The sequence below is a fragment of the Streptomyces sp. NPDC001231 genome (assembly GCF_042896885.1).
GTDB lineage: Bacteria > Actinomycetota > Actinomycetes > Streptomycetales > Streptomycetaceae > Streptomyces.
The window spans coordinates 1-22,696 of record NZ_JBIAXS010000028.1 but is presented as its reverse complement, the minus strand read 5'-3'; the positions used below and the strand labels follow the sequence as shown (position 1 = coordinate 22,696).

16 protein-coding genes and 3 pseudogenes are annotated in these 22,696 nt (G+C 68.8%); 8 read left to right on the top strand and 11 right to left on the bottom strand.

Annotated elements, in window-relative coordinates:
* Nucleotides 1-56: 56 nt before the first annotated feature.
* Nucleotides 57-524: a peptidoglycan-binding domain-containing protein gene (locus ACFY3J_RS29135; RefSeq protein WP_384187271.1), complete on the top strand. Its 468-nt coding sequence runs from the start codon at nucleotides 57-59 to the stop codon at nucleotides 522-524.
* A 44-nt stretch (nucleotides 525-568) separates the two neighbouring features.
* Here the strand turns inward: ACFY3J_RS29135 and ACFY3J_RS29130 are convergent.
* The 5 genes and pseudogenes from ACFY3J_RS29130 to ACFY3J_RS29110 form a co-directional block, all read right to left on the bottom strand.
* Nucleotides 569-959: pseudogene (locus tag ACFY3J_RS29130) on the bottom strand (transposase); the annotation flags it as partial.
* 457 nt (nucleotides 960-1,416) lie between these two features.
* Nucleotides 1,417-3,693, bottom strand: coding sequence for a choline BCCT transporter BetT (betT, locus tag ACFY3J_RS29125; protein WP_390842050.1), 2,277 nt, complete (start codon nucleotides 3,691-3,693; stop codon nucleotides 1,417-1,419).
* Nucleotides 3,694-4,386: 693 nt separating this feature from the next.
* The gene (locus ACFY3J_RS29120) at nucleotides 4,387-5,361 is read right to left on the bottom strand and encodes an MASE1 domain-containing protein (protein ID WP_384187236.1); all 975 of its coding nucleotides are present in this window, start codon (nucleotides 5,359-5,361) and stop codon (nucleotides 4,387-4,389) included.
* A 453-nt stretch (nucleotides 5,362-5,814) separates the two neighbouring features.
* On the bottom strand, nucleotides 5,815-6,660 hold the full coding sequence (locus tag ACFY3J_RS29115; RefSeq protein WP_384187238.1) for a serine/threonine-protein kinase: 846 nt from the start codon (nucleotides 6,658-6,660) through the stop codon (nucleotides 5,815-5,817).
* Entirely contained in the window at nucleotides 6,657-8,468 is a 1,812-nt protein-coding gene (locus ACFY3J_RS29110; protein ID WP_384187241.1) for an ABC transporter ATP-binding protein, read from the bottom strand. The genes ACFY3J_RS29115 and ACFY3J_RS29110 overlap by 4 nt, the downstream gene beginning before the upstream one ends.
* A gap of 297 nt (nucleotides 8,469-8,765) precedes the next feature.
* Here ACFY3J_RS29110 and ACFY3J_RS29105 point away from each other — a divergent pair, with 297 nt between their 5' ends.
* Nucleotides 8,766-9,203 (top strand): DUF5131 family protein, encoded by a 438-nt coding sequence (locus ACFY3J_RS29105; protein ID WP_384187243.1) that lies wholly within the window; start codon nucleotides 8,766-8,768, stop codon nucleotides 9,201-9,203.
* Between the two features lie 88 nt (nucleotides 9,204-9,291).
* On the opposite strand, the gene ACFY3J_RS29100 is transcribed toward ACFY3J_RS29105, so the two are convergent.
* Nucleotides 9,292-9,504: a hypothetical protein gene (locus ACFY3J_RS29100; RefSeq protein ID WP_384187245.1), complete on the bottom strand. Its 213-nt coding sequence runs from the start codon at nucleotides 9,502-9,504 to the stop codon at nucleotides 9,292-9,294.
* Nucleotides 9,505-9,694: 190 nt separating this feature from the next.
* Here ACFY3J_RS29100 and ACFY3J_RS29095 point away from each other — a divergent pair, with 190 nt between their 5' ends.
* Nucleotides 9,695-11,350, top strand: coding sequence for an amidohydrolase (locus ACFY3J_RS29095; protein ID WP_384187248.1), 1,656 nt, complete (start codon nucleotides 9,695-9,697; stop codon nucleotides 11,348-11,350).
* 757 nt (nucleotides 11,351-12,107) lie between these two features.
* Here the strand turns inward: ACFY3J_RS29095 and ACFY3J_RS29090 are convergent.
* Both ACFY3J_RS29090 and ACFY3J_RS29085 read right to left on the bottom strand, forming a co-directional pair.
* Nucleotides 12,108-13,307, bottom strand: a complete 1,200-nt coding sequence (locus ACFY3J_RS29090) for a phosphatidylserine/phosphatidylglycerophosphate/cardiolipin synthase family protein (protein WP_390842049.1) — start codon at nucleotides 13,305-13,307, stop codon at nucleotides 12,108-12,110.
* Between the two features lie 246 nt (nucleotides 13,308-13,553).
* Complete coding sequence (locus ACFY3J_RS29085) at nucleotides 13,554-13,928, bottom strand: MarR family transcriptional regulator (RefSeq protein ID WP_390842096.1); 375 nt, start codon at nucleotides 13,926-13,928, stop codon at nucleotides 13,554-13,556.
* Nucleotides 13,929-14,002: 74 nt separating this feature from the next.
* Between ACFY3J_RS29085 and ACFY3J_RS29080 the strand changes: the two genes are divergently transcribed.
* The 3 genes from ACFY3J_RS29080 to ACFY3J_RS29070 all read left to right on the top strand — a co-directional run bounded on the left by ACFY3J_RS29080 (nucleotide 14,003) and on the right by ACFY3J_RS29070 (nucleotide 16,793).
* Nucleotides 14,003-14,272 (top strand): hypothetical protein, encoded by a 270-nt coding sequence (locus ACFY3J_RS29080; protein ID WP_384187254.1) that lies wholly within the window; start codon nucleotides 14,003-14,005, stop codon nucleotides 14,270-14,272.
* 200 nt (nucleotides 14,273-14,472) lie between these two features.
* Nucleotides 14,473-15,036: a glycoside hydrolase family 20 zincin-like fold domain-containing protein gene (locus ACFY3J_RS29075; protein ID WP_390842048.1), complete on the top strand. Its 564-nt coding sequence runs from the start codon at nucleotides 14,473-14,475 to the stop codon at nucleotides 15,034-15,036.
* Nucleotides 14,976-16,793, top strand: a complete 1,818-nt coding sequence (locus tag ACFY3J_RS29070; protein WP_390842047.1) for a discoidin domain-containing protein — start codon at nucleotides 14,976-14,978, stop codon at nucleotides 16,791-16,793. The genes ACFY3J_RS29075 and ACFY3J_RS29070 overlap by 61 nt, the downstream gene beginning before the upstream one ends.
* A gap of 178 nt (nucleotides 16,794-16,971) precedes the next feature.
* On the opposite strand, the pseudogene ACFY3J_RS29065 reads toward ACFY3J_RS29070, so the two are convergent.
* Nucleotides 16,972-17,176: pseudogene (locus ACFY3J_RS29065) on the bottom strand (helix-turn-helix domain-containing protein); the annotation flags it as partial.
* Between the two features lie 114 nt (nucleotides 17,177-17,290).
* Here ACFY3J_RS29065 and ACFY3J_RS29060 point away from each other — a divergent pair.
* A complete protein-coding gene (locus ACFY3J_RS29060) occupies nucleotides 17,291-17,944 on the top strand; it encodes a TetR family transcriptional regulator (RefSeq protein ID WP_390842046.1) in 654 nt (217 codons plus the stop codon).
* Between the two features lie 663 nt (nucleotides 17,945-18,607).
* On the top strand, nucleotides 18,608-20,848 hold the full coding sequence (locus ACFY3J_RS29055; protein WP_390842045.1) for an alkaline phosphatase family protein: 2,241 nt from the start codon (nucleotides 18,608-18,610) through the stop codon (nucleotides 20,846-20,848).
* 282 nt (nucleotides 20,849-21,130) lie between these two features.
* Here the strand turns inward: ACFY3J_RS29055 and ACFY3J_RS29050 are convergent, their stop codons facing one another.
* Together ACFY3J_RS29050 and ACFY3J_RS29045 are read right to left on the bottom strand one after the other, a co-directional pair.
* The gene (locus ACFY3J_RS29050; protein ID WP_390842044.1) at nucleotides 21,131-22,276 is read right to left on the bottom strand and encodes a WD40/YVTN/BNR-like repeat-containing protein; all 1,146 of its coding nucleotides are present in this window, start codon (nucleotides 22,274-22,276) and stop codon (nucleotides 21,131-21,133) included.
* A 244-nt stretch (nucleotides 22,277-22,520) separates the two neighbouring features.
* A pseudogene (locus tag ACFY3J_RS29045) lies at nucleotides 22,521-22,601 on the bottom strand (IS5/IS1182 family transposase); the annotation flags it as partial.
* Nucleotides 22,602-22,696: the final 95 nt, after the last annotated feature.

Here is a 22,696-nt window from a genome sequence, read left to right as displayed (position 1 = left end):
CATGGGCCAAGGCCGCCGCTCCGCATCTCTTGCAGGAGGACTCTGTGTTCGACCTCATGTCCCGGACCTTGCGGCGCCGCATCGTCAGTGCCGCCGCCGTCGCCGCCATGACGCTCGGCGGTTCGATCGTCGCCATGTCACCCAGCCAGGCGGCCTCGGCCCCGGCTGCGACAGCCGCCGCGAACTCCGGCACCGTAGCGCCACTCGCGGTGGTCAACCTCGGCCTGAGCACCACACAGGCCACCTACGTGCAGTGCTGGCTGAAGTACGGCAACTACGGCTACACCGGCGCCCTCGACGGCCAGTTGGGCACCGAGAGTTGGAAGGCCTTCCAGCGCTACCTCAAGCCGACCTATGGCTATACCGGCGCCATCGACGGAATCGTCGGCAGCGGCACTGTGAGCGCACTGCAACGGTTGCTGAAGGCCCACTACGGCTACACCGGCGCCATCGACGGAAAGGCTGGAAAGGGAACGCAGGACGCGTTCAAGACATTCGCCAACGCCCAGCGCACTTTCTGCTGAACCCGAAACACTGACCGGCCGGCAGCAACGCCCACATGATGGTGGGCGCGGGTGCGGTCCCAGACCGGGTCCTGTTGGGCCCGGGCAAGGACGGCGATTGCTCTGACCAGGTCGATATCTCGGGGCAGTGGCCAGTGCAGGTCGGCGTCGGTCCGCAGGATGTTCGCCAGGACGACGGCGTCCTGGTGGTCCGACTTCTTGCGGGATGCGGCATGCCGGTCCCGGTGGCCGGCGAGCCATCGGGATGATCGCTTGGACCTGGCGTCCGGGCCCGCAGGCAGGCCGCCAGAGTCACCGTGAGGTCTCGATCGCGATGGGGATGGAGTCGCTGGGGCTGTCACCGTGCTCGGCAAGCAGTCGCAGTAGGTCCTGGAGGCCTGCCGCGTCATCGGTGATCCGAAGCTTGCCGAGCAGCCGGGCGTCGGAGTCGACCATCTGGAGCACCGCCAGGTCTCCACCACGCCTGGTACTGGCACATCACCTTGTCGATGGCCGCCCTCGCCCACCTGACCGCCGTCCGGACCTCAGAAGCCGCCAAAGGGGCACCGTAGACGACGAGTACAACCTCATCCCCCCTCAGCGTCCCGCAGATCTGCCGGTTGGCTTTGAGTGATCCGGGCGATGAGGTTGTCGCGGTGGTCACGGCGAATCGCGGCGTACAGATCTGCCTTCGACTCCGACATCGAGCCCCCTCCAGCAGACGCTGCCATACCGACTTGAAGACCACATTGGTCCATCCCCTGCCTCCGCTACTGGCGACGGGAGTCGTGCTGCCAACGGACGCCGAGGTCCTGCTTGATACGGCTGATCAGGTCGCCTGACTTGGTGCCGTGGTGAAGCGGTGGGGCTGTGAAGCGGGTGGCACGGGCACCGGCGTCCGGTGGAACGGCGCCTACGCCTTCGGCCCGCTGCCCACTGGGTCCGCACCGGCGTCGTCTTGCGGCTCCGCGGCCTCCACCACCGAGACGGCGCCCGTGGCGGTCACGATCGGCGGCGTGAGCACCGAGGCGTAGTCGTGCTCGGCGGAGTAGGTGAGGAAGCCCAGGTGCGCCTCGTAGCGGTCCAGGACGTCGTCGATCACCTGCTGGTGGGACAGGCCCATGAGGTCGTAGCCCTCGGAGCCGGTCTGGGTGAACACCTCGACCCGGTAGTAGACGTCCGTCTGGCGGGACATGCGTCCGCCGAACATCGGCACCGGGGCCTCGACGGCCTGCACCTGGTAGTGGAAGTTGCGGTGCTCGGGCATCGCGACCACCAGCGCGTGGCTGGAGATGCCGGTGTGCTCGTTCGGGACCAGGTCCAGCGTGGCCTGGTAGCCCTGCTTCCCGAATTCGCGGACCACGTCGGCCAGCGCCGGCTGCACGGTGCGCTCCACGAACTGGGCCACCTGCTTCTTCGAGGGGTAGGAGCGCATCCGCTCCAGCCGCTGGCGCCAGGTGCGCTCGGGCACGTGGCCGCCGTGCGCCGCCGTCGACTGCCGGCGCAGGACCCGGCCTTCGCGCTCGGCCCGCTCCATGCGCAGGACCTTGGAGAAGGAGGCCATCACCAGCCAGGCGATGACCGTCACCGGCAGGGCGAAGATGAGCGTCGCGTACTCCATGGTGGTGACCCCGCCGGCCACCAGCATCGCGATGGTCAGCACCGCGGTGAGCACCGCCCAGAAGATGCGCAGCCACTTCGCCCCGTCCTGCGACGGGTTGGGGATCGAGGAGGAGAAGTTGGACATCACCATGGCGCCGGAGTTGGCGCTGGTGAGGTAGAACAGCAGTCCGGACAGCGTGCCGAGGCCTATCAGGAAGCTGGCGCCGGGGAACATCTTCAGCAGCGCGAACCAGCCCTCCTCCGGGCTGTGCAGGGCCAGCTGGGCGAACTTCGTGTTCCCGTGCAGGACCTGGTACATGGCGCTGTTGCCGAAGATGCTCACGATCAGGAAGTCGCAGAGCACGGGGGCGGCGATGGCGGCCATGACGAACTCGCGCAGCGTCCGGCCGCGGGAGATGCGGGCCAGGAACAGGCCCACGAACGGGCCCCAGGCCAGCCAGAACGCCCAGAAGAACAGGGTCCAGCCGGCCATCCACTTGGCGCCCCCCTCCTGGTAGGCGAAGGTCTCCAGGGTTCGGTCCGGCAGCGAGAAGACGAACCGGCCGATGTTTTCCACCAGGGCGTTGAGCAGGAACGCCGTCTGTCCGGTCACCAGGATGTAGAGCAGCATGGCCGCCGCGCTCCAGATGTTCAGCTGGGAGATCAGCCGGATCCCCTTTTCCACGCCCGAGGTGCAGGCGGCGATGGTCATGATCACGGCCACGACCACCAGCGCGATCTGCAGGGACAGGCCTCCATGGAGGCCGAACAGCAAGGCGAAGCCGACGTCCAGTAGCACGACGCCGATGCCCATGGAGGTGGCGACGCCGAAGACGGTGCCGACCAGGGTGACGATGTCGATGGTGTCGCCGAGCCCGCCGCGGACGCGCTTGCCGAGCAGGGGGTACAGGGCGGCCCGGATGGACAGCGGCATGCCCCAGCGGTAGGCGAAGTAGCCCATGGCCATGCCGAGCAGCGAGTACATGGACCAGCCGGCCACGCCGTAGTGGAACATGGTCCAGACCACGGCGTCCTGGGCGGCCGCGCCCGTCTGGCCCTCGCCCGCCGGCGGAGCCATGTACTGGGTGATGGGCCCGGTGACGGAGTAGAAGAGCATGTCGATGCCCACGCCGGCGGCGAACAGCATGGCAACCCAGGTGAAGAGCTTGTACTGGGGCCGGGAGTGGTCGGGGCCGAGCCGGACGGAGCCCTCCTTGGACAGCGCGACCCAGAGGACGAACACGATCACCACGGTCACGGTCAGGACGTAGAACCAGCCGAGGTTCTCCGCGATCCAGGCCACCATGGTCTGCATGGTGCCGGCGGCGTGCGCGGGCACGAGCATGGCCCAGAGGGAGAAGGCGACGATGACGGCCGAGGCGATGATGAAGACGCGCCGGTTAACCCTGGGGCCGGGCTCCTCGATGAGTTCCGCGGGGGCCTTGCTGAGCTCCTGGCTGGAGACGGGAGGACGGTTCTCGGCCTCGTGGCCGTGGCGCCGCCGTTCGGTGCCGCCCAGGTGGCGGCGTTCGATCGGGGCCTTCGGCGGCTCGCCCCCGGGGCGGGGCGTGTTTGCGGCTTCGAGCATGCAGTCCTCCTCCTATCGGGGACGAGTTTGGGCGGGCGTCAGCGTGGGCGGACGTCCGCGGCCTCGATCCGAAGGGATGGGGGAGGCCGTGCACAGTGGGCACCCAGTCGTGGGGGCCTACCTGCCAATGTTAGAACGCCTAACAAAATGTCTCCGTGAACCGCTTCGGGTTTGGTGGAGATCTCAGATGTTGGTTGTGACCTGGGCTTTCGTGGTGCTCAGGGCTTTGTATTTCGGCGGGCGGGATGTGCCCTATCTCACCGTGGAGCCGGGTGTGGTTGTACCAATCGGTCCATTCTGTGGTGGCCAGCCCGACCTGGCCGAGGGATCGCCAGAGCCGCGGCATCATGGGCGGTTCAGCTGGTGGCCGGCCGGGGGAGTGGTGGCCACCGGTGGGGGAGGTGCATGTGGGGGCTGCGGTGGCTGGATGTGCGGTGGGGTGGAGGCCAAGCCCGATGTGCGGGCCCTGCGTGCGGGCCACGGGGGTGCGGCGCGGCGTGTGCACGTCGGCCGTGGATCGCCATGCGATGGGGTGTTGCGGTGGTGCTGACGACGGATGCCGGCGCGTTGCCGGAGGCGAAGCCGGGCAGGCCGGCCCGGGCGGGCAGCGTGGGCGCGGCACGGGGTGGTGTTTCGGGCTGCGAGGATCGCGGTGGCCGCTGCCGCGCGCACCGCGTCGCAGTTGTTGATTGATCACGAAGGTCGGGTCTGTCCGCCGTTCTCCTCCTCGTCGTCCTGGGCGTCGGGCGCTGGCAGGCCGCCGGTGTGCGGTGCGGCCCTCGCCACCATCTCGGAGAGCCGTCTGCAGGCCTCTTCGATCTTTTCCTGGGTCTGGTTCCGCTCGGTGATGGCGGCGGCGAGCAGCAGCGCGGTCAGCGCGGCGGTGCCGTTGAATGCCTGCAGTGAAATCATGTCGGTGAGCAGCGTGTGCCCGGCGAACGGGCCACTCCTGCGGGTGGCGGCGAGGATGGCGAAGGTGGATACGGCCAGCGCGCAGGGTGTGGCTCCGGCGCGCTGGAAGCGGAAGGCTGCCCAGGTCAGCAGCGGGAAGCCGAGGAAGAGCAGCGGTGCGGGGGAGGTTTGCAGGAGACCGACGGCGATGGTGGCCGCGACAAGCAGCGATCCCTCCGCCCATCCGGATCGAGGGATGTCCTTCGGCCAGTGCGCCGAGCGGAGGACGAGCAGCAGCGGCGTGACCAGCAGGACGCCCATGGCGTCGCCGGTCCACCAGACCCACCAGGTGAGCCAGAATCCGCCAGGGGGCAGCGCGTGAGCGAGGTTCAGGGCGCTGCTGCCCACGGTGGCGCTGATGAGCATGCCGGTGAGCGCGCCGAGGAAGACGAGTGCGAGCGCGTCCTGGAAGCGGTTCATCCGGGGGCGGAACCCGGTGCGGCGAAGGAGCGCGTAGGAGCAGAGGGGCGCGAGTGTGTTGCCTGCCGTGATGGCGAGCACGGCGGGGGTCGTTGGTCCGAGTGAGATGTTGATCAGGAAGGCGCCGAGCGCGATCCCGGGCCAGATCCGCGGGCCGATCAGGAGCAGGCCGGCCAGGGCGATGCCGGTCGGAGGCCACAGCGGCGTGACCTGGCCGCGCACGAGTTGTTGGAGCAGTCCCAGCCTGCCGGAGGCGTAGTACAGCACGGCGACGGCGCCGATCTGCAGGGCCGTCATGCCAACGCGCCGGAGCCTGTCGCGGCTCGCAACAGTCATCGGGAAGTCTTCCCTTCGGCTTTGCTCCGTCGTCCATCGTCCGCTGCTCCTGCCGTATCCACCACACCGCTGCTCCTCTGTGTGACCTTGCGACCTTGCGTGATGTGCTCTGCCGGGATTGCTTCGGGTGACCGCTCGCGGGGCGGTGTCGTGACCCGATGGTTCCGCCTCCGCCGCATCGCTGTGGGTCTGTGCGGCTTCAGCGCGGGGTGGGCAAGGCGGGGATGGCCCTGTTGTCGTGCGCGTCGCTGGGGTGGTGGTCGGCCAGGGCCTGCACGAAGTCGTGCAGGGGCGTCGGCGCGCACATGTTTTCCGGCGCCCGCGGGTGTCTGCCGGCGGTATCGCTCTTGCCATGGTTCGCCCGTAGGCCGTCCTGTGCGGGCTCGGGAGGTTGGGGCTGCCGTCCGGGTGGTGTCACGGGGGCAGCGCTGCCGTGAGGGCGCAGGCCAGTGCGGCGACCGTGGGCCGGGACGATGGATCGGCCCGTAGGCAGGTGTCGATGGCGGCGGCGAGGGCGAGCGGCAGGCGTCGCCGGGTCCCGATCGGTGGGGCGGCCTGTTCGAGCTGCCAATACCGGTCATCGGTGTCATGGTCGTGGCCGTCTGTCGCAGCCTGGCCGGCTTCGCAGGCGACCGGTTCCTCTCCGCAGGCTGTTTCGAACAGTGTGACGCCGATGCCCCAGACGTCGGTGGCGGCCGTGAGCGGCCCGCCCCGGGCCTGCTCCGGAGCGAGATAGCAGCACGTGCCCAGTCCCGCGGGGGCGGGCCCCGGAGGCCGGGCGAGACTCAGGTCCAGTACCTTGGCGTGGCCGCGGTCGACCACGACGTTGGCAGGCTTGAGATCCAGATGGAGCAGGCCCCGACCGTGGAGGTAGTGGACCGCCGAACACATCTGCACCCCGAGCAGCGCCACATCGGCGGCGGCCGGCCGCCGCCGCATCCGGTGCACGAGGTGGGACAGGGTCTCACCGGTCAGTGTCTCCAGGACGACGAGCGGCTCGGGCGAGGTGAACGTTTCGTAGCCACGGACCAGGTGTGGATGGGCGAAGTCCCGCAGCCACCGCCCCTCGCGCAGCAGCCGCTCGCCCAGCCGCTGCTCGCCGCGGTGGTCCGGCCGCACCACCTTGATCACGCACCGGCAGTCGCGTTCCTCGCTCCAGGCGTCGTAGACGTCGAGCCAGCCGGTGCGCGCCAGATGCTCCAGGATCACGTAGCCCGGCGCCGGTTTCGTACCCGGGGCCCAGGGGGCGGGGGCGCTCATGACAGCACCGCGCCCACGCTGAGCCGGTGCAGCCGGGCGTACGTGCCGTCGCGGCCCAGCAGGTCGTCGTGGGCGCCGTGCTCGACGATCCGGCCGTGGTCGAGCACCACGATGCGGGTGGCGTCCCGGACGGTCAGCAGGTTGTGGGAGATGACGACGGTGGTCCGCCCGGCCATGAGCCGGCGCAGCGGGTCCATGATCCGTCGGCCCGACCGGACGTCGAGTCCGGTGGTCGGCTCGTCCAGCAGCAGTACAGGCGCGTCCCTGATCATCGCCCGGGCGATCGCCAGGCGCTGGCACTGTCCGCCGGACAGCGTCCGGCCGCGCTGGCCGACCAGCGTGTCATAGCCCTCCGAGAGCCGCTCGATGAACTCGTGCGCGTCCGCCGCGCGCGCCGCCGCGACGACATCGGCGTCCGTCGCGTCCGGCAGGCCGTAGGCGATGTTCTCCCGCACGGTGCCGTGGAAGACAAGGGTCTCCTGGAGCACCACCGCGACGTTCTCCCGTACCGCGGACAGGCTCAGGTCCCGCAGGTCGGTGCCGTCGAGGAGAACCGCGCCCCGGTCGGGGTCGTAGAAGCGCAACTGGAGCTTGGCGACCGTCGACTTGCCGGCCCCGCTCGCCCCGACCAACGCCAGCGTTTCGCCCGAGGCCACGTGGAAGGACACGTCCGACAGCGCCCACGAGGAGGCACCGGGATAGCGGAACCAGACGCCGTCGAGCTCCACGTCCCCCCGCGCGCGGCCGATCCGCCGGGCGCCCGGAGCCTCGACGACCTGTGGCCGCTGGTCCTGCAACTCGATGATCCGCTCGGCCGAGGCGGAGGCCGCGTAGAAGGTGTTGCCGAGGCCGGACAGGCCGCGGACCGGGCTGTAGAGCTTGCCGATCAGCGCGAGGAAGACCAGCAGTCCACCCAGGGTGAGCTGTCCCTGGGCCAGCTTCCAGGTGCCCAGGCCCATCACCGCCAGGCCGCCGGTCACCTCGATGATCTCGACGACGGGCGAGTAGACGGCCCGGATCCGCGTCGAAGCCATCGCCGCCCGGAACTTGCCCACGTTCTCCCGCTGGAACCGGTGCTCCTCCCACCCCTGCCGGTTGTACGCCTGCACCAGCGCGACGTTGCCGAGCGCCTCCTCGGCGACCGCGCTGAGCGAGCCGCTGCGGCGCCTGCGTTCCCGTGACGCGGCCTTGATCAGCCGCGAGAAGTGCCGGGCGGCGGCCCAGAACAGCGGCACGATGGCGAGGGCGAGCAGGGTCAGGTCCCACCGCAGGTAGATCAGCATGCCGAGGTAGACACCCAGGCAGACCACGTAGTAGAGGGCGTCCGCCACCCCGGAGAGCAGGAACGTCTCGACCGCGTCGACGTCGCCCGTGATGCGGGACAGCACGTCCCCTAGCCGCCGGCGTTCGAAGAAGCCGAGCGACAGCCCCTGGACGTGCCGGAACACATCGGCGCGAAGAGAGAGCAGGAAGCGCTCGCCGACCCAGGCCGATGTCACGTCGTCGGCGAACCGCAGCACCCCGGAGCAGACGATGAGCCCCAGGTAGACCGGTGCGAGCCAGAGCAGCGGCCGCAGATCGCGGGGGACGAGCACAGCGTCCACGACGGTTTTGAACAGCCAGATCTCCGAGGCGTTCACGGCCGGGCCGACCAGGCTGAAGAGGAGAACGGGGACGAGCCATCGCCGACCGCCGCGCGTGTAGGGCCAGAACCGCCGGAACACCTCACGCGGCGCCATCGCGGGCGCGGCCGCCACGACGGCGTCGGAAGCCTCCACCGACAGCAGACGCCGCAGGACATGCACCATGAGACGCGCACCTCGGGGGTCTGCGAAGCGGACCGGGACTCCAGTCTCCGGCCCGCCCAGCACTCATTCGGTCAGTGGCGGCTACGGCGGTGTCCGCTGCGGTGACCCGAACGGTGTCCGCTGCGGTGGTGCGAACCGTGTCCGCTGCGATGACGCGAACCGTGTCCGCTGTGGTGCCTCGACGAGCGGTGGTCGTCGTTCCTTGCAGGCATGAGTTTGCTGAAGATAGCCATTGCTCCTCCTGAATCTCGCTAAGGAACTCTCTCCACAGTAGTTACGTCTCAGGGCCGGATTCGGATGGCTCGCAAACGAAAAAATGCCGTTCTCAGCCACAACGGGCTGCCGGCCCCCGGTGCAGCGCGCCTCGTCGCCCGCAGCGATGCCCCCGCCCGCCTCCCGGCAGTGCCGGCCGGCGTGCCCGAGGCCGCCGCCACGGTGCTGCGCACGGCCTGTGAGCTGCTGTGGCGTTCCTACCTCTGCTACCGGATTGCTCGGAGTCCCGGTGCCGTCCCTGAGGCCGGCGCGGTGATCGTTGGTGGCGAGAGCGGCCCGAATCACCGACCTTTCGGACTTGGCCTGGGCCTGCGACATCCGGACCGCTGTGTCGAACGTCAGGTGGCCCTGCGCTTCAAGCAGATCGGCGGGCTCACCTCGAAGGCCGGCGGCCGCCTGCCAGACGGCCGGACTTGGGATGATTACCGGACCAGTGGGGCAGCCGGGGTGGCCGGTGCCTGACAGGCAGACCTGAACGCGTGCCGGCACTTGTTGCGGTCGGCCGGTCGGCCGGTCGGCGGGTCGGCCGGTCGGCGGGTCGGCCGGTCGATCATGTGGCGGTGCGGCGGGAGCGGGCCAGAGCCAGCCCACCGATGGCCACGCCGGTCAGCGCCACCAGTGCGGCCGTGCCGCCCACGAGGCGCCCGGTGGCCAGCCTGCAAACGGCTGCCGACTGGACCGAGTCATGCGCGTCGGCCCGCTCGCTGCTCACCCTTCCCGGCTGCTGTGCGCCCCCGTCCCACAGCCCTCCGCGGTCGTTCATGCCCCTGAGTAACAACTTTGTCGTCCCGGGATGTTGACGAAGCAAAGTTCTGGGGCCAATGTTGCTGATCGCTTGCCGCTTACACCTAACCTCACTCCCGGAGGTCCATGTGTGTGACCTGCACGATCAGCATGAGCACGAGCACGAACCTCTGAACACGAGCGGCCCCACACTCAGCAGACGACGCATCATGCAACTCCTCGGCGCCGCCGGCGTGACAGCCGCCGCGATGACCGCGGAGGCCGACCCCGCGATGGCAGCCGCCGCAGACGACAGTCCGGCCGCCGGCTACCGCGCCCCCACCGGCCTCGCCAAGGACAGCCCCGCCAAGACCTCCGCGCTCGCCTGGATCACCGCCAACGCCGACCAGGTCACCGGGCTCAACTCCGAGATCTGGGAGAACTCCGAACTCTCGCTGCGCGAGTGGAACTCCTCACTCGCCGAGGCGGCGTTCCTGGAGAAGGCCGGATTCCGCGTCGAGTTCGGCACCGCGGGCTTCCCGACCGCGTTCACCGCGACCTTCACCTCCGGCAGCGGCGGACCCGTGCTCGGCTTCAGCGGCGAGTACGACGCGCTGCCCGGCCTCTCGCAGAACAAGGGCGTCGGCCACCACGACCCGCGTGAGTACGTCCACGACCCCTTCGCGCCCAGCTACGGCCCCGGCCACGGCTGCGGCCACAGCGCGCTCGGCACGGCCGCGGCCGCCGCGGCGGCCGCCGTCGCGCAGGCGGCGAAGAAGCACAAGCTCCCGGTGACCGTGAAGTTCTTCGGCTCGACGGCCGAGGAGACGCTGATCGGCAAGACCTACGCCGTCAGCAAGGGCGTGTACGACGGCCTGGACGCCTTCCTCGACTGGCACCCGTCGACCGCCAACGCCACCGGGTGGGGCTCCACCACCGCGATGACCGCCGTCACCTTCACCTTCCTCGGCGTCGCGGGCCACGGCGGCACCCCGCTGGGCAACAAGAGCGCGCTGGACGCGGCCGTGATGATGGCGACCATGTCGGAGTTCCTGCGCGAGGAGAACCTGGCCCCCTCGGGACGGCTCCACTGGGTGATCAACAACGGCGGCGACATCCCCAACGTCACCCCCGAGATAGCCGAGATCTCCTACTACGTCCGCGAGGGCAGCCCCGCGCGCGTACAGGTGCTCCTGGACAAGGTCATCGCGGTCTCCGAGGCCGCGGCCAAGGCCAGCCAGACCAGCGTGCGCCACCGCATCACCTCGGCCTGCTGGAACCAGCTGCCCTCCAAGTCGTTCGCGGAACTCCTGCACGAGAACATGCGGCAGATCGGACCGCCCCGGTTCACCGACGAAGCGCACAAGCTCGCGAAGGACCTCCAGGCGTCCCTGGGACTGCCCCAGAAGGGCATGCACGACACGATAGGCGACCTCACTCCACCCAACCCCGCCTTCCTGGGCGGCGGTTCCACGGACGTCGCCGACATCAGCTGGAACGTGCCGACCGTCTCGATGGGCGCGGCGCTCGCCCCCATCGGCACCAAGATGCACACCTGGTCCACCGCGGCCTGCGCGGCCGCCGCCCCCGGCCAGGCCGCCGTGCTCGCGGCCGCGCGCTATCTGGCGGCCACCGCCGTCGACCTCGTCACCCAGCCCGACCGGCTCAAGGCGATCAAGGACGAGTTCAAGGAGCGTACGCGCGGGGTGCAGTGGAAGACGGCACTACCCGACGGCTACGAGCCGCCGATGTACGAGCCCCCGGAGTGGTTCCTGAAGAAGACCGGCCAGAAGTGGCCCCCGAAGAACATCACCTGGCCGCCCCAGCGAGTCGTCTCCCAGGAGAAGTTCTCCTCCCTGGGCCCGGACCTCGCGCCCCAGACGTAGGAGGCCGTGCCCGAGATCTGAGCTGTGGTGCCGGGGCGCCGACGAGGAGCCGGCGCCCCCGGCACCACCTCATCGGCGTCCCGCCGCGCACCGACATCCTGCTCCTGGCCTTCGCCGCCGGCCGTCTCGCCCTCCGCACCAGCTGCCGGACCCTCGGGCTCGGCCGCCGCGCCGCCTCGGGTCGGCGGGGCCTCGACCGTGTCCGCGTCGTGCGCCCGCAGCCGGTCCTGATCGCGCAGATTGAACGGGCGAGGGCTCGGACCGCACTTGGCCCGAGCCCTCGTTCTTCCTTCCGCCTGGCGGCGGTGCCGGTCAGCAAATAATGGTTTCGACGACCAAAGTTTCGCGCGGCGGTCAGGGACTCCTCTCGGAGAAGGAGATCGGCCGCACCATGGGCGTCATGAAGCAATCCGCCCATAAGCGGCTGCGGCGCCTGGACCAACGGGCCTGATCCACGCTCCGGCTGACGAGAACCGGGGAGACGGAACAGGAATCCCGTCACGGCTCACGAGTCGGCGGCGGCTCCCGGGTGTTCACAAACTCCTCCCCGGAGGCCGATCTGGCCCGTGGACGGGACGGGAACGCAGCAGGCCGCCGGGAGCCTTTCGGCGACGGGAGCAGCCCGCGCCGCTGACGGTTCCAGTGACCGGCGGCGGCGCTGTCGAGGCGCGCGGCCAGTCGGCCGACGGTGATGTCTTCGTCGGTTCCGTGTGCGATCGAGTCGGGGCCGTCGACGCCTTCGCCGGGGCGAGGCGGCTCAGCCTTCTGCCCCGACCTCCCACACTCGGGCGAAGTTGGCGGCGTACGCCTCGACCACGCCGGGCTGGGACAGCTCGACCATCGCCTCGTCGTTGCGCTGCAGAGAGGTGGCGTTGAAGTTGTGACTGCCCGTCATCACCCAGCCCCGATGGGCGCCGGGGCCGGTCGGGTCGGTGACCACCATGTACTTGGAGTGGATGCGCCCGGCTTTCGTGCTGCCGTCGAGCACCCTGCGCGGAACGCCGGCCGTTTCCAGCGCCGCCGTGACCTCTGGGTCGGCGATGCCGTGCACGACGCGCACCTCGCATCCGGCCGTCACGAGTTCGGCGAGCTCGTCGACGATCGCGAGCCGGGTGGCGTCCCACTCGGACTGGCCGATCTCCACGCGGGTGCGGCCGTCCTTCCTGCAGCCGACCTCGGCGAGGCGTTCGGCGATCGGGTCGCGGTCGGCGACCGGGTAGAACTGGGCGGTCACCTTGCCGCCCTGCATCCCCCCGGTGACGGTGGTGTCGTAGTCGGGGTTCTGCACCTCGGCGGCGAGGTCGTCGAAGTAGCGGCCGTATCCGGCGAACAGCTTGCGGTTGTCGGGCAGGACGACCAGGTTGTTCCAGTAACTGGTCGAGTTGACGTCGGTGATGTTGTTCGACGCCTGGACGACGACGTCGCGTCGCCCGCCGACCGACGAGAACAGGGAGAACTTGTTGTGCATTCCTTTGGTGCCCTGGCAGGAGGTCGTGTTGCCCTCGGGGCTCGGGTGACTGCAGACGTGGACCCAGGACGAGGCCGACTTGTCGGTGCCGAGGGTGTCGATGAGTTTGGCTGCGGCGGGGTTGTTGATCTGATAGCCGTCGATGACCATGCGGACCTCGACGCCGCGCCGGTGGGCGTCGAGTAGCGCCGCGACGTAGTCGGAGCCCGCGTCGCCCGAGACGACGAACTCGGCGATCTCGATCGACTCGCCGGCCGGGGCCTGCTTGATCAGCGAGCAGATGCGCTCGACGACCGCGGTCGGGGTGCCGGCGACCGGGTCGTTGAAGACCGCGTCGGTTCTGACCGGTACGTCGGCGGCGTTGCGGCAGGCGCTGCGGGCGGGCTCGTTGAGGGCGGCCTGCGCGGTGGGGGCGACCACTGCCTGTGTGCACACCGTGGCGGCCAGGGCCGCGAGGCCGGCTATGGCAACGGAACGTGATCGACGCATGGGGTGTCTCCTGTGCGGTGCAGCCACTCCCGAGCGGAGCGGTCAGGAGCGGATGTTTCTGAGTCCGCCTGCACGCCAGGTGACGGCATCGCCAACCCGAGGCCTCCGGCACGCGAATGATCACGTGTACCGACAAAGTAGCGAGGTTTCGTGGCAGGTGAGCTGGTGAAGTGCTGCCTCGTCGTGAACTCGCCGAATGTGGAGCGGAGTTGCTCGATCCGCCGCAGTTCCTCCGCCTCGGGCGTCTCAGTGACCGGCCCCGGCGCGGATGGCTCGGGCGACCGGGCTCGGGGGGTCGAGGCCCACGTGGAAGGAGAAGACCGAGAGGGCCATGTGCCGTTCGTCGGCGCTGAGTTCGTGGTGGAGTAGGGCGGCGTGGCGGTGCATGTCGTCATCGATGGCCGAGAGCTTCTGGGCGCCGTCCTTGGTCGCGGTCACGATGGTGACGCGCCTGTCGGTCTCGGACGGGGTACGGGTGATGAGACCCATCTCATCGAGACGCCGCACGAGGCGTGAGGCGAAGTCGGCGGCGATGTCGAGGCGCGCGGCCGGCCGACCGACGGTGATGTCCCCGTCGGTTCCGCAGACCTGGAGCAGGGCCTGATGGGGCAGGGGTTTCAGGCCGTGTTCCTTGGCGCGGTCCTCGGCGATGCGCAGGATGCGGCGGATGACGTAGCGGGCTTCAGTGACATTGCGTGATCGCTGCTCGTAGGTGTCGGGCTGATCTGGCCGACCAGCGCATCCCGTTCACCGAAGCCACGGTCACGGCCGGCGACGACGGCTCGTACAGGGTCGCCCGGAAGGCACCTGGTGCGCACGCAGTCTCCATCCACGCGAACGGCCGCGTGGTCGCTCGCGGCGGCGCCGAGGGCGGGGTCACGGTGCGCGGGCTGCCCGCGGCCGACCGGCAGTGGTTCGACCTGGTGCCGGACCGCGGGGCCCGCTGTGCCTCGCCGACCGGCTGATCAAGCTGAAAAAGTGTCATCGGCCTGGACGTGGGCCTCGCCGCCGTCAAGGCCGCCCATCCCCATACCGACAGCGCAGTGGTCTATACCTCATGGCGAACCTCGGGTATATGTTGTTCAATCCCGCTCGAAAGTAGGTTGGAGTGCGCATGAATGGACATGCAGCTCGACTGATCAGAGGGGCGGCGCTCGGGATATCCGTGCTCCTCCTGGCAGTGCCGTCCGCGGTGGCCGCACCGGGACTCGGCCCCGCGAAGACCGATCTCAACCCGCGGCCGGCCGTGGTGCCCGCTCTTCAGCAGTGGGAGGGCGGAACGGGCTCGTTCGATCTGCGCAAGCACAGCCGGATCGTGCTGGCCAAGAAGCAGGTCGACGAACTCGGCGACCAGGGCGCACAACTCTCCACCGAGATCGCACAGGTGACGGGGCGGAAGCTGGACGTGTCCCCCCGGATCCCTCAGGACGGCGACATCGTCCTGTCGATCGATCCCTCCCTTGCCGACGCGGCGGGTGACGCCCGGTTCACCGAGGAGGGCTACACCCTCACGGTCACCGATCGCAACGTGACGATCGCCGCGCCGACCACGAGGGGTGTCTACTACGGCACCCGCAGCCTCCTGCAGATCCTGCTGCTCGACGACGGTCGCGACTCCGTCCCCGTGGGTACGGCCGTGGACGGCCCAACTACAAGGTCCGCGGGTTCATGCTGGACGTCGGGCGGCGGTTCTTCACCGCCGACTACATCCGCGACTACCTGCGGGTGATGGGCTGGTTCAAGCTCAACGAGCTGCAGCTTCACCTCAACGACAACGGTTTCCCGCGCGGCAGGCCCTGGAGCGAGGTTGAGGCCGGCTTCCGGCTCAAGACCGACAACCCCGAGCTGGCCGGGCTGGCTTCCAAGGACGGGGCGTATGACCGCGCGGACTGGGAGTCCTTCGAGGACACCGCCGCCGCGAACGGCGTCACGATCATCCCCGAGTTCGACGCGCCCGCCCACTCGCTGGCGTTCATACGGTTCCGCCCGTCGCTCGGCCTCAACAACGGCGATTCCGACCACCTCGATCTGTCCAAGCCGGAGACCACCGCGTTCATGAAGTCGGTGTTCGACGAGTTCACGCCTTGGTTCCGTAGCCCCGACGTGCACTTCGGTGCCGACGAGTACACGGTGGACAAACCCCGCTACAAGGTCTACTTCAACGAGATGGCCGCCCACATCCGCTCGCTCGGTAAGCATCCGCGGGCCTGGGGCAGCCTGTCGGTCATGGCGGCCAACAGCGAGGGTTACGACCGCGACGTGACCATGAACAGCTGGAACAACGGCTGGCACGGACCGCAGGCGCTCAAGCGAGACGGTTACTCATTCATCAACACCAACGACGCCCTGCTCTACATCGTCCCGTTCGCGAACTACTACCACGGCCACGGGCTGGACGGGAAGTACCTCTACGACCAGTGGGAGCCGAACGTCTTCCCCAACGGGCAGAGCGTGGCCCCCGGCGACCCGCAGTTGCTCGGAGCCATGTCGGCGGTGTGGAACGACCTGACCCTGGACAATTACTCTGAACTGGACGTGCACAGGCTGGTCGAGCCCACATTCGGCACGCTGGCGCAGAAGATGTGGAGCGGGGCCAAGGCCGGCGTGCCGTACAGCGCCTTCCTCGAGACGGTCCGCAAGCTCGGCGTGGGCACCGGGCTGACGAAGGTTGCGACGACACTCGCCGCGTCGGTGTCGGGAGAGGTGAGCCTGGGCAAGGAAGCGACTGCCTCCGCCGGCACGGCGGCCGCGGCCTTCGACGGGGTGCGCACCACCCAATGGGCCAGCGGTCCGGGAGACGAGGCATGGCTGCGGGTCGACCTCGGCAAGCCGGTCGCGATCAGCAAGGTCGAGTTGGACTGGGCGCCCGCGTACGGGCGGGACTACGAGGTCCAGGTGTCACGGGACGGTGAGAACTGGACCACCGTCGCGAGCCGTACCGGCCGTGAAGCCGCAGGAGTGGACACTCTCGCGTTCGAGCCGGTCACGGCACGGCAGGTACGTCTCGTCGGCACGCATGCGGGCAACAAGCAGAACGGGTACGCCCTGTGGAGCATGCGTGTCTTCGAGGTCCCCGACCTGGCGCTGCACCGGCCGACGACGGCGTCCTCATCCGAAGTGGCGAGTCTGGGACCGGAGAACGCCACCGACGGCGACGGCACGACCCGGTGGGCCAGTGCCTACCGCGACGGTGAATGGATCCAGGTCGACCTCGGTTCCCCGCAGACCGTCCGGCGTGTCCTGCTCGACTGGGAGACGGCCTCCGGTCGTGATTACGACATCCAGGTATCCGACGACGCCGCTGACTGGAAGACGGTGGCTTCGGTTCGGGACAAGCCGGCCGGCGCCCGCGTGGACGATCTCACCCTCGACCCGGTGACTGCCCGGTACGTGCGGATGCAAGGCATCAAGCGGACATCCAACTACGGCTACTCGCTGTGGCGCCTGGAGGTTCGATCCATGAGCCCGGAGCCCGACCTCGCGTAGGTGCTTCCGGGTCTGGGTGCGGCGTACGGAGCGGGGGCTCAGTACCGCCTCGTGCAGGGGCGGTCCCGTGTACGTGCAACGGGATCACGGGATCGCCGACGGCACCGTCCTGTCAGAGCACCGTGCGGGCCTGTGCTCTGGCCGATGGCCTGCGTGAGGTGGCAGGCCTGGGTGCCGACGAACGCGGCACCGCGTTGCGCCGTAGCTCCCGCGAGACCGTCGACGGAGAGCGGCTCAGGCGGCGGGCGATGTCCCGCACCCTGCACTCTTTCGTCCTCAGCACCGCGATCTCCTCGCGCTCGGCGAACTGACAGGTAACGGCCCCACGGTGGATCAAGGGTCGGCCAGGCGTCGAGGTTATGGGTGTTGATGGCGGCCAGCAGTTGGTCGACTGTCGCTTCGGGGGCGTTCCCCCGGGTCGAGCAGTTGTCCGTGATCTACTTCCTTCGCTATTCTGATACAGGTAGCTGTATTGATTCAAAGGTTTGGATCGAAAAGTGGTGCAGGTCAAGGCGGCACGGGGCTACGATTCCAGTCGGCGCCGCGAGCAGGCCGAGCGTAATCGGGCGGCGGTGCTCGATGCGGCTGAGCTGCTCTTCGAGGAGCGCGGTTACGGCGCGACGACGGTCTCCGCCGTGGCGGCCGCAGCCGGGGTGTCGGTCGAAACCGTCTACAAGGCCTTCGGCGGCAAGGCCGCTTTGGTGCGGGCCCTGTGGGAGCGGGGGCTGGCCGGCCGGGGCCCTGTGCACGCTCAGGAGCGTTCGGACGCCATGCGCGAGAATGCGGCCGACCCGCACGCGATCGTCCGGGCGTGGGGCGGCTTCATCACCGAGGTCATGCCCGCAACCGCACCTGTCCTCCTGCTGGTGCGCGCGGCTGCCGCGACCGAACCCGAGATGGCCCGGCTCCGGGTGGAACTCGATGACAGTCGGCTGGCCCGGATGGAGGTCAATGCCCGGTTCCTCGCCGACCGCCATCACCTGCGCGCCGGCCTGACCGTCGAACACGCCCGGGACATCCTTTTCGCGTACAGCGCGCCCGAACTCTACGAGCTGCTGGTGCTGCGCCAGGGCTGGAGCCCCGAAAGTTACGGGGTGTTCATCAGCGAGAGCCTGTCGGCGGCGCTGCTGTCCGCGCCGGAGGAGCCGTGATGAGTTGCGGGGGCCCGGCTCAGGCTTGCGGCAGCTTCTGCGGATCCGCAGCCTCCAGCCCGCCGCGTGATGCGAGCTCAGAACAGCCTCTGACCGTCGAGTTCCTTGCGGGATGAACCGGACAAGCAACTGGTGCCGCCGCCTCCACTCCCTCGATTAGTTTGATCTATGTTCACCTGCTTCGCGCTGTTGGTGAAGTAAAGGGCCGTTAACTTACCGTTTGAGGCTTTCGAGCCTTGCGGCAGGGCTGGCATGGCCTTCTCACCGTGATCGGCGCGCCGGTCATTCACGATCTCCGACCGTCCAGGCCGGCGACTGCTGGTGGGTGCCGAGCCGGCACCGCAACTCGCAGGTGGGGGGCTCCTCATGTCGTTGGCGGACGCCCTGCCACTCGGCACGGCCGGGTTCGGCGCGGGCGGGGTCCTACGGGACGCATCCCGTTGCTCAACCCGAAATCACTTCGGAACTCGAAGCAAAGGGAGCGTTCAGATGCGGATAACGCGCCAACGCGCTGGTGGCCTGGTGGCCTCGGCCGTCCTGGCGGTGACAGCCCTCAGCGGGACTGTCTCGTCGGCTGCCGCCGATACCACCGCCACCAGCTCCGCCGCGACCACCAGATCCACCGCTGCGGCTGCCGGTGTACCGCGGCCGGACCATGTGGTCATGGTGATGATGGAGAACAAGGGCTACGACGACATCCTCAACAACCCGTCCACCAAGCCCCAGGACCAGGTGCCGTACATCAAGTCCCTGGAAGCCCAGGGTGTGTCATTCACCAACTCGTACGGTATTACGCACCCGAGCCTGCCCAACTACTACGCCCTGCTGTCCGCCTCGGACATCGTCAAGACCAACGACTATCCCGCGCCGTCGTCCGTCGACACCGACAACCTCCCCAACCAGTTGGTGACCCAAGGGCACAGCTTCGCGGACTACGCCAACCAGGCCAAGCCCACGCAGTGGCTCCGCTACAAGACGACGCCGGGTACCGCGGATCACCTGAACCCGATGGACAAGCGGCAGGAGGACTTCCCGACCACGCCGGACGGGTTCGCCAAGCTGCCCACCGTCTCCTTCTACGTGGGCAACGGCCAGCAGAGCATGCATGACGGGACCCTCGCGCAGGGCGACGCCTTCATCAAGAAGACCTTCGACTCGTACATCCAGTGGGCCAAGACGCACAACAGTTTGTTCGTGCTGACCTGGGACGAGGACGACTTCACCCCGTCCAACCACATCCCGACGATCATGGTCGGGCCGATGGCCAAGGCCGGCGAGTACAACGAGCACATCACGCACTACAACGTGCTGAAGACGCTGCTGGACATGTACGGCCTGGACCACATCAACCACACGGCCGACCCGGACGTTTTGACGATCACTGACGTGTGGGACACGTCGCAGACCGAGCGCCTGGAGGGTATGGCCGGGCGATGCCTGGAGAACCACCAGACCGACCCGGCGGAGCCAGGCAAGCTCGGCCTGTGGCACTGCGAAGAAGCTGCCAACCAGCAGTGGGTCAGGCACGGAGACGGCACGATCCGCCAGTCCGACAAGTGCCTGACCGCCACTGCGGACGGGAAGACCGGACTCGCCGACTGTGACGGCACCCCCGCGCAGAGCTGGCAGCCCGAGACCAATGGTTCCCTGCGCAACCCGGCATCCGGCCGCTGCCTGACCGTCCCCGGCCCGGACATCGCCAACGGAACCCCGGCGGAGCTGCGGGACTGCGACGGCACGACCAGCCAGAAGTGGATCGTTCCCGGCTACAACGCGCACAACTCGCTCACGGTCGACCGGCCTTCGTTCGTCAAGCCCGGCGGCACCGCCACAGTGACGGCCACCTACACCAACGACGTCAGCCCCGTGGCGCTGTCGGGCGCCTCCGTCAACCTCACCGTGCCCAAGGGCTGGACGGCTAAAGCCACCTCGCCCACCACGGTCGTCACGCTCAAGCCCGGCCAGTCGGTGAAGACCACCTGGGCGGTCACCGCCCCGGCGGACGCAAAGCCCGGTGACCAGGCACTGTCCGCGCAGGCCACCTACAAGAACGCGAAGAGCAGTGACGAGGGGGCCAGCACGATCCGCGTCGGGTACAACCCGGTCGATGCCACCGTAGCTACTCCCGCGGGCCTGGATCTGGTCGCCGGACACTCCACATCTGTCCGGGTGAATGTCACCAACAATACGGCCCGCAGCACGGACGTTACGGTGCAGGCGGACGTGCCGTCCGGGTGGACGGCGAGCGCACCACAGCCCGTCTCCCTGAATGCGTGGGAGTCCAAGACCGTCACGTTCTCCCTCACCCCAGCTAAGGACGCGTTCGGCCACGCGACGGTCACGCTGTCCGCCAACGGGGAGTTCCCCACTGCGAGCAGTACTGTGTCGGCGACCGTCGGCAAGCCGATCATGATGGTCGGGGAGACCGATGCCAGCAGTCATGAGTTCGCGCTGAGCCCGAATCGATACAGTGCCTATCCGTCGACGTTCCCTAATGACGTCACCTTCACTGCGGGTGTGAGCAACCCGGCCACCGATTGGAGTTACATCCAGCCCGGGCCTCTCGACTCCTGGGCCAAGAGCCAGTCGCACACGTTCACGTTGAACTTCAACCTCGCCACTGCGCCGAGCAGCGATCTGACGTTCACCGCCTGGCTCGAGGATACCCACCCCACTGCCCCGCCCGCGCTCGCGATCGGACTCAATGGCGCCGCGGTGAGCAACGTCCAGACCCCGGCCGGCGGCGGCGGTGGCGCCTCATCGGCTAATAACACCAAGCCGGCCACGCTGAACGTGACCCTGCCCGCCGCCAACCTCAAGGCCGGCGACAACACCGTCACCATCACCACAACCGGCGGATCATGGATGGTCTACGACGCCTTCGCCATCCGACAGCTCCCGTGAACCGCACCAGCTGACAACTCGCCAAGTCTGCCGCACGCGGCCGCTGACAACCGTCGGCAGCCGGGTGCGGCCAGGACCGCCGCCGTGGTGCTCCCAGAAGACGAGCTCCCAGTGCCGCGGCTACGTCGTGGGGTTCGAGATCACGGAGGAGGGCGTCACCCATCTCGCCGAGCACCATGCCGCCTACGCCGCCGCTTATCCGAAGCTGAATCTGCCCGACCGGTTTGAAGCGGCGGGGACTGGAAACCGAGTGGCAGCCACCGCGCCAGTCCCCGACCCTACTCAGGTCCCGTTGCCCAGTTCGAACCTGGTCCAGTGGACACCGTCGGTGGATATGCCCCAGCTCCCAGCGCCGAAGCTGTCGCCCCACAGATAGCCGAGCGCCGTCGTGGTCACCCATCCCGACATCCCTCCGGAGTTTCGGAGGCGCGCGAAGGAACGACCGCCGTCAGTACTGCGCCAGATGCCGTCCTCACTGTAGATCGTCAGGCTGCCGTCGACGGCGGCGACCGGCGTGCCGAGCAGGGAGCGCGGTTCCACGCTCTTGCGGTGCTCCCAGACGCGCTCCCAGGTGCGGCCCCCGTCCGTGCTGCGGTGGAGGGCCAGCAGGCCGTTCTTCACGTTGCCCTCGTCGGGCAGCTGGCCCGGCTCTGCCGCGTAGAGCACCTTTCCGGTTCCGGTCACGCGCAGGGCCCAGACCGACTCTCCGGTTACCGTCGGCCGGGACAACCGCCAGCTGAGTCCCCCGTCCTCGCTGACGGCGAGTGCGACACGGCCGGAGTGCGGGTCACGACCGGAGGCGAAGACCAGGTCCTTGGTCTGCCCGGCCGGGATCACGGGGGGCCGGAGTGGGGGCTGAGTGGCCAGGGACCGGAACTCTCCGGTGGTGGGCAGGGCCGTGAGGATGCGGGCGTGCTCACAGTTGTTGCCCTCCTGGTCCGTCCGTGTGCAGTCCTCGAACAGGGTGACGCCCTCGGGCAGCATCAAGGCCGTGCCCCAGGGCCTGGCTGAGCCCGGCCGCCAGTGGCGTCCCCCGTCACTCGTGAACCAGGTCCGGTCCGGCGGAGGCCACACGCCCTCCGTGATCAGCGCGCGACCGGGCCCCAGCACCCTGAGCGTCGCCGTGATGCCGTGCTCCACGGTCACGTCCGCCAGCGGGGAACGTCCGAGCCGCCAGGCGTCGGCACCCTTGTCGAGCACGGCGACTCGCTGCCGACAACGTGTCTTCCCACACTCGGCGAGCAGCGCGAACCCACTGGCGTCCCTGGCGAAGTCGACGACGACCGAGCTGCCGGGCAGGTCCGTCCCGTACGGAATCCGGGGGACGACCGCCGCCTCTGGGAAAGCGGTGCGCTCACCCGCCTGCGTGCCCCCGTCCTTGCTCCTGTCCGTGTCCATCTCGACGCATGCCGACACCGAAGCCGGCATTATCAGAAGGATGGTGGCCAAGATGCCCCAACTGCACCTGCCCTTACGCCCGCGCCGCCTCATGGGAAGCCCCCGATCCGACCGGTATGCCCGGCCCGCGATGCACCGTCATCTCTGGTACACCGCTCGCCGCGCTCGGGTTCCCACTCTCTCGCGACGACCACACGGAGTACCTGTCGTCCACCACGGACTACATGTACGGCCCGGTCGACCGGCCGGCGAAGGCGGTGAAGACCGGCAACGGCACGGGGCCGGTGTTGATGCAGGCGCCGTCGCCGAGCACGGTGACGTTCTGGCAGTGCTCGGCCAGGCCCGAGTCCCGCCAGGGCCTTCCCCCGTGGTGGTGGACACGCGTTGGCATGTCATGCGGCCAGCGTGAGCTTAGCCGTGTGGTGTCGGTGTTCGTATTCGTTGGGGCTG

Excerpts from the sequence above, each read along its gene's own strand:
- ACFY3J_RS29110 (WP_384187241.1), bottom strand. The coding sequence starts at position 8,468 with ATGGTGCATGTCCTGCGGCGTCTGCTGTCGGTGGAGGCTTCCGACGCC.
- ACFY3J_RS29105 (WP_384187243.1), top strand. The coding sequence starts at position 8,766 with ATGGCTCGCAAACGAAAAAATGCCGTTCTCAGCCACAACGGGCTGCCG.
- ACFY3J_RS29135 (WP_384187271.1), top strand. The coding sequence starts at position 57 with ATGTCCCGGACCTTGCGGCGCCGCATCGTCAGTGCCGCCGCCGTCGCC.
- ACFY3J_RS29090 (WP_390842049.1), bottom strand. The coding sequence starts at position 13,307 with ATGCGTCGATCACGTTCCGTTGCCATAGCCGGCCTCGCGGCCCTGGCC.
- ACFY3J_RS29050 (WP_390842044.1), bottom strand. The coding sequence starts at position 22,276 with ATGCCGGCTTCGGTGTCGGCATGCGTCGAGATGGACACGGACAGGAGC.
- ACFY3J_RS29095 (WP_384187248.1), top strand. The coding sequence starts at position 9,695 with ATGCAACTCCTCGGCGCCGCCGGCGTGACAGCCGCCGCGATGACCGCG.
- ACFY3J_RS29070 (WP_390842047.1), top strand. The coding sequence starts at position 14,976 with ATGCTGGACGTCGGGCGGCGGTTCTTCACCGCCGACTACATCCGCGAC.
- ACFY3J_RS29115 (WP_384187238.1), bottom strand. The coding sequence starts at position 6,660 with ATGAGCGCCCCCGCCCCCTGGGCCCCGGGTACGAAACCGGCGCCGGGC.
- ACFY3J_RS29100 (WP_384187245.1), bottom strand. The coding sequence starts at position 9,504 with ATGAACGACCGCGGAGGGCTGTGGGACGGGGGCGCACAGCAGCCGGGA.
- betT (WP_390842050.1), bottom strand. The coding sequence starts at position 3,693 with ATGCTCGAAGCCGCAAACACGCCCCGCCCCGGGGGCGAGCCGCCGAAG.
- ACFY3J_RS29055 (WP_390842045.1), top strand. The coding sequence starts at position 18,608 with ATGGTGATGATGGAGAACAAGGGCTACGACGACATCCTCAACAACCCG.
- ACFY3J_RS29120 (WP_384187236.1), bottom strand. The coding sequence starts at position 5,361 with ATGACGGCCCTGCAGATCGGCGCCGTCGCCGTGCTGTACTACGCCTCC.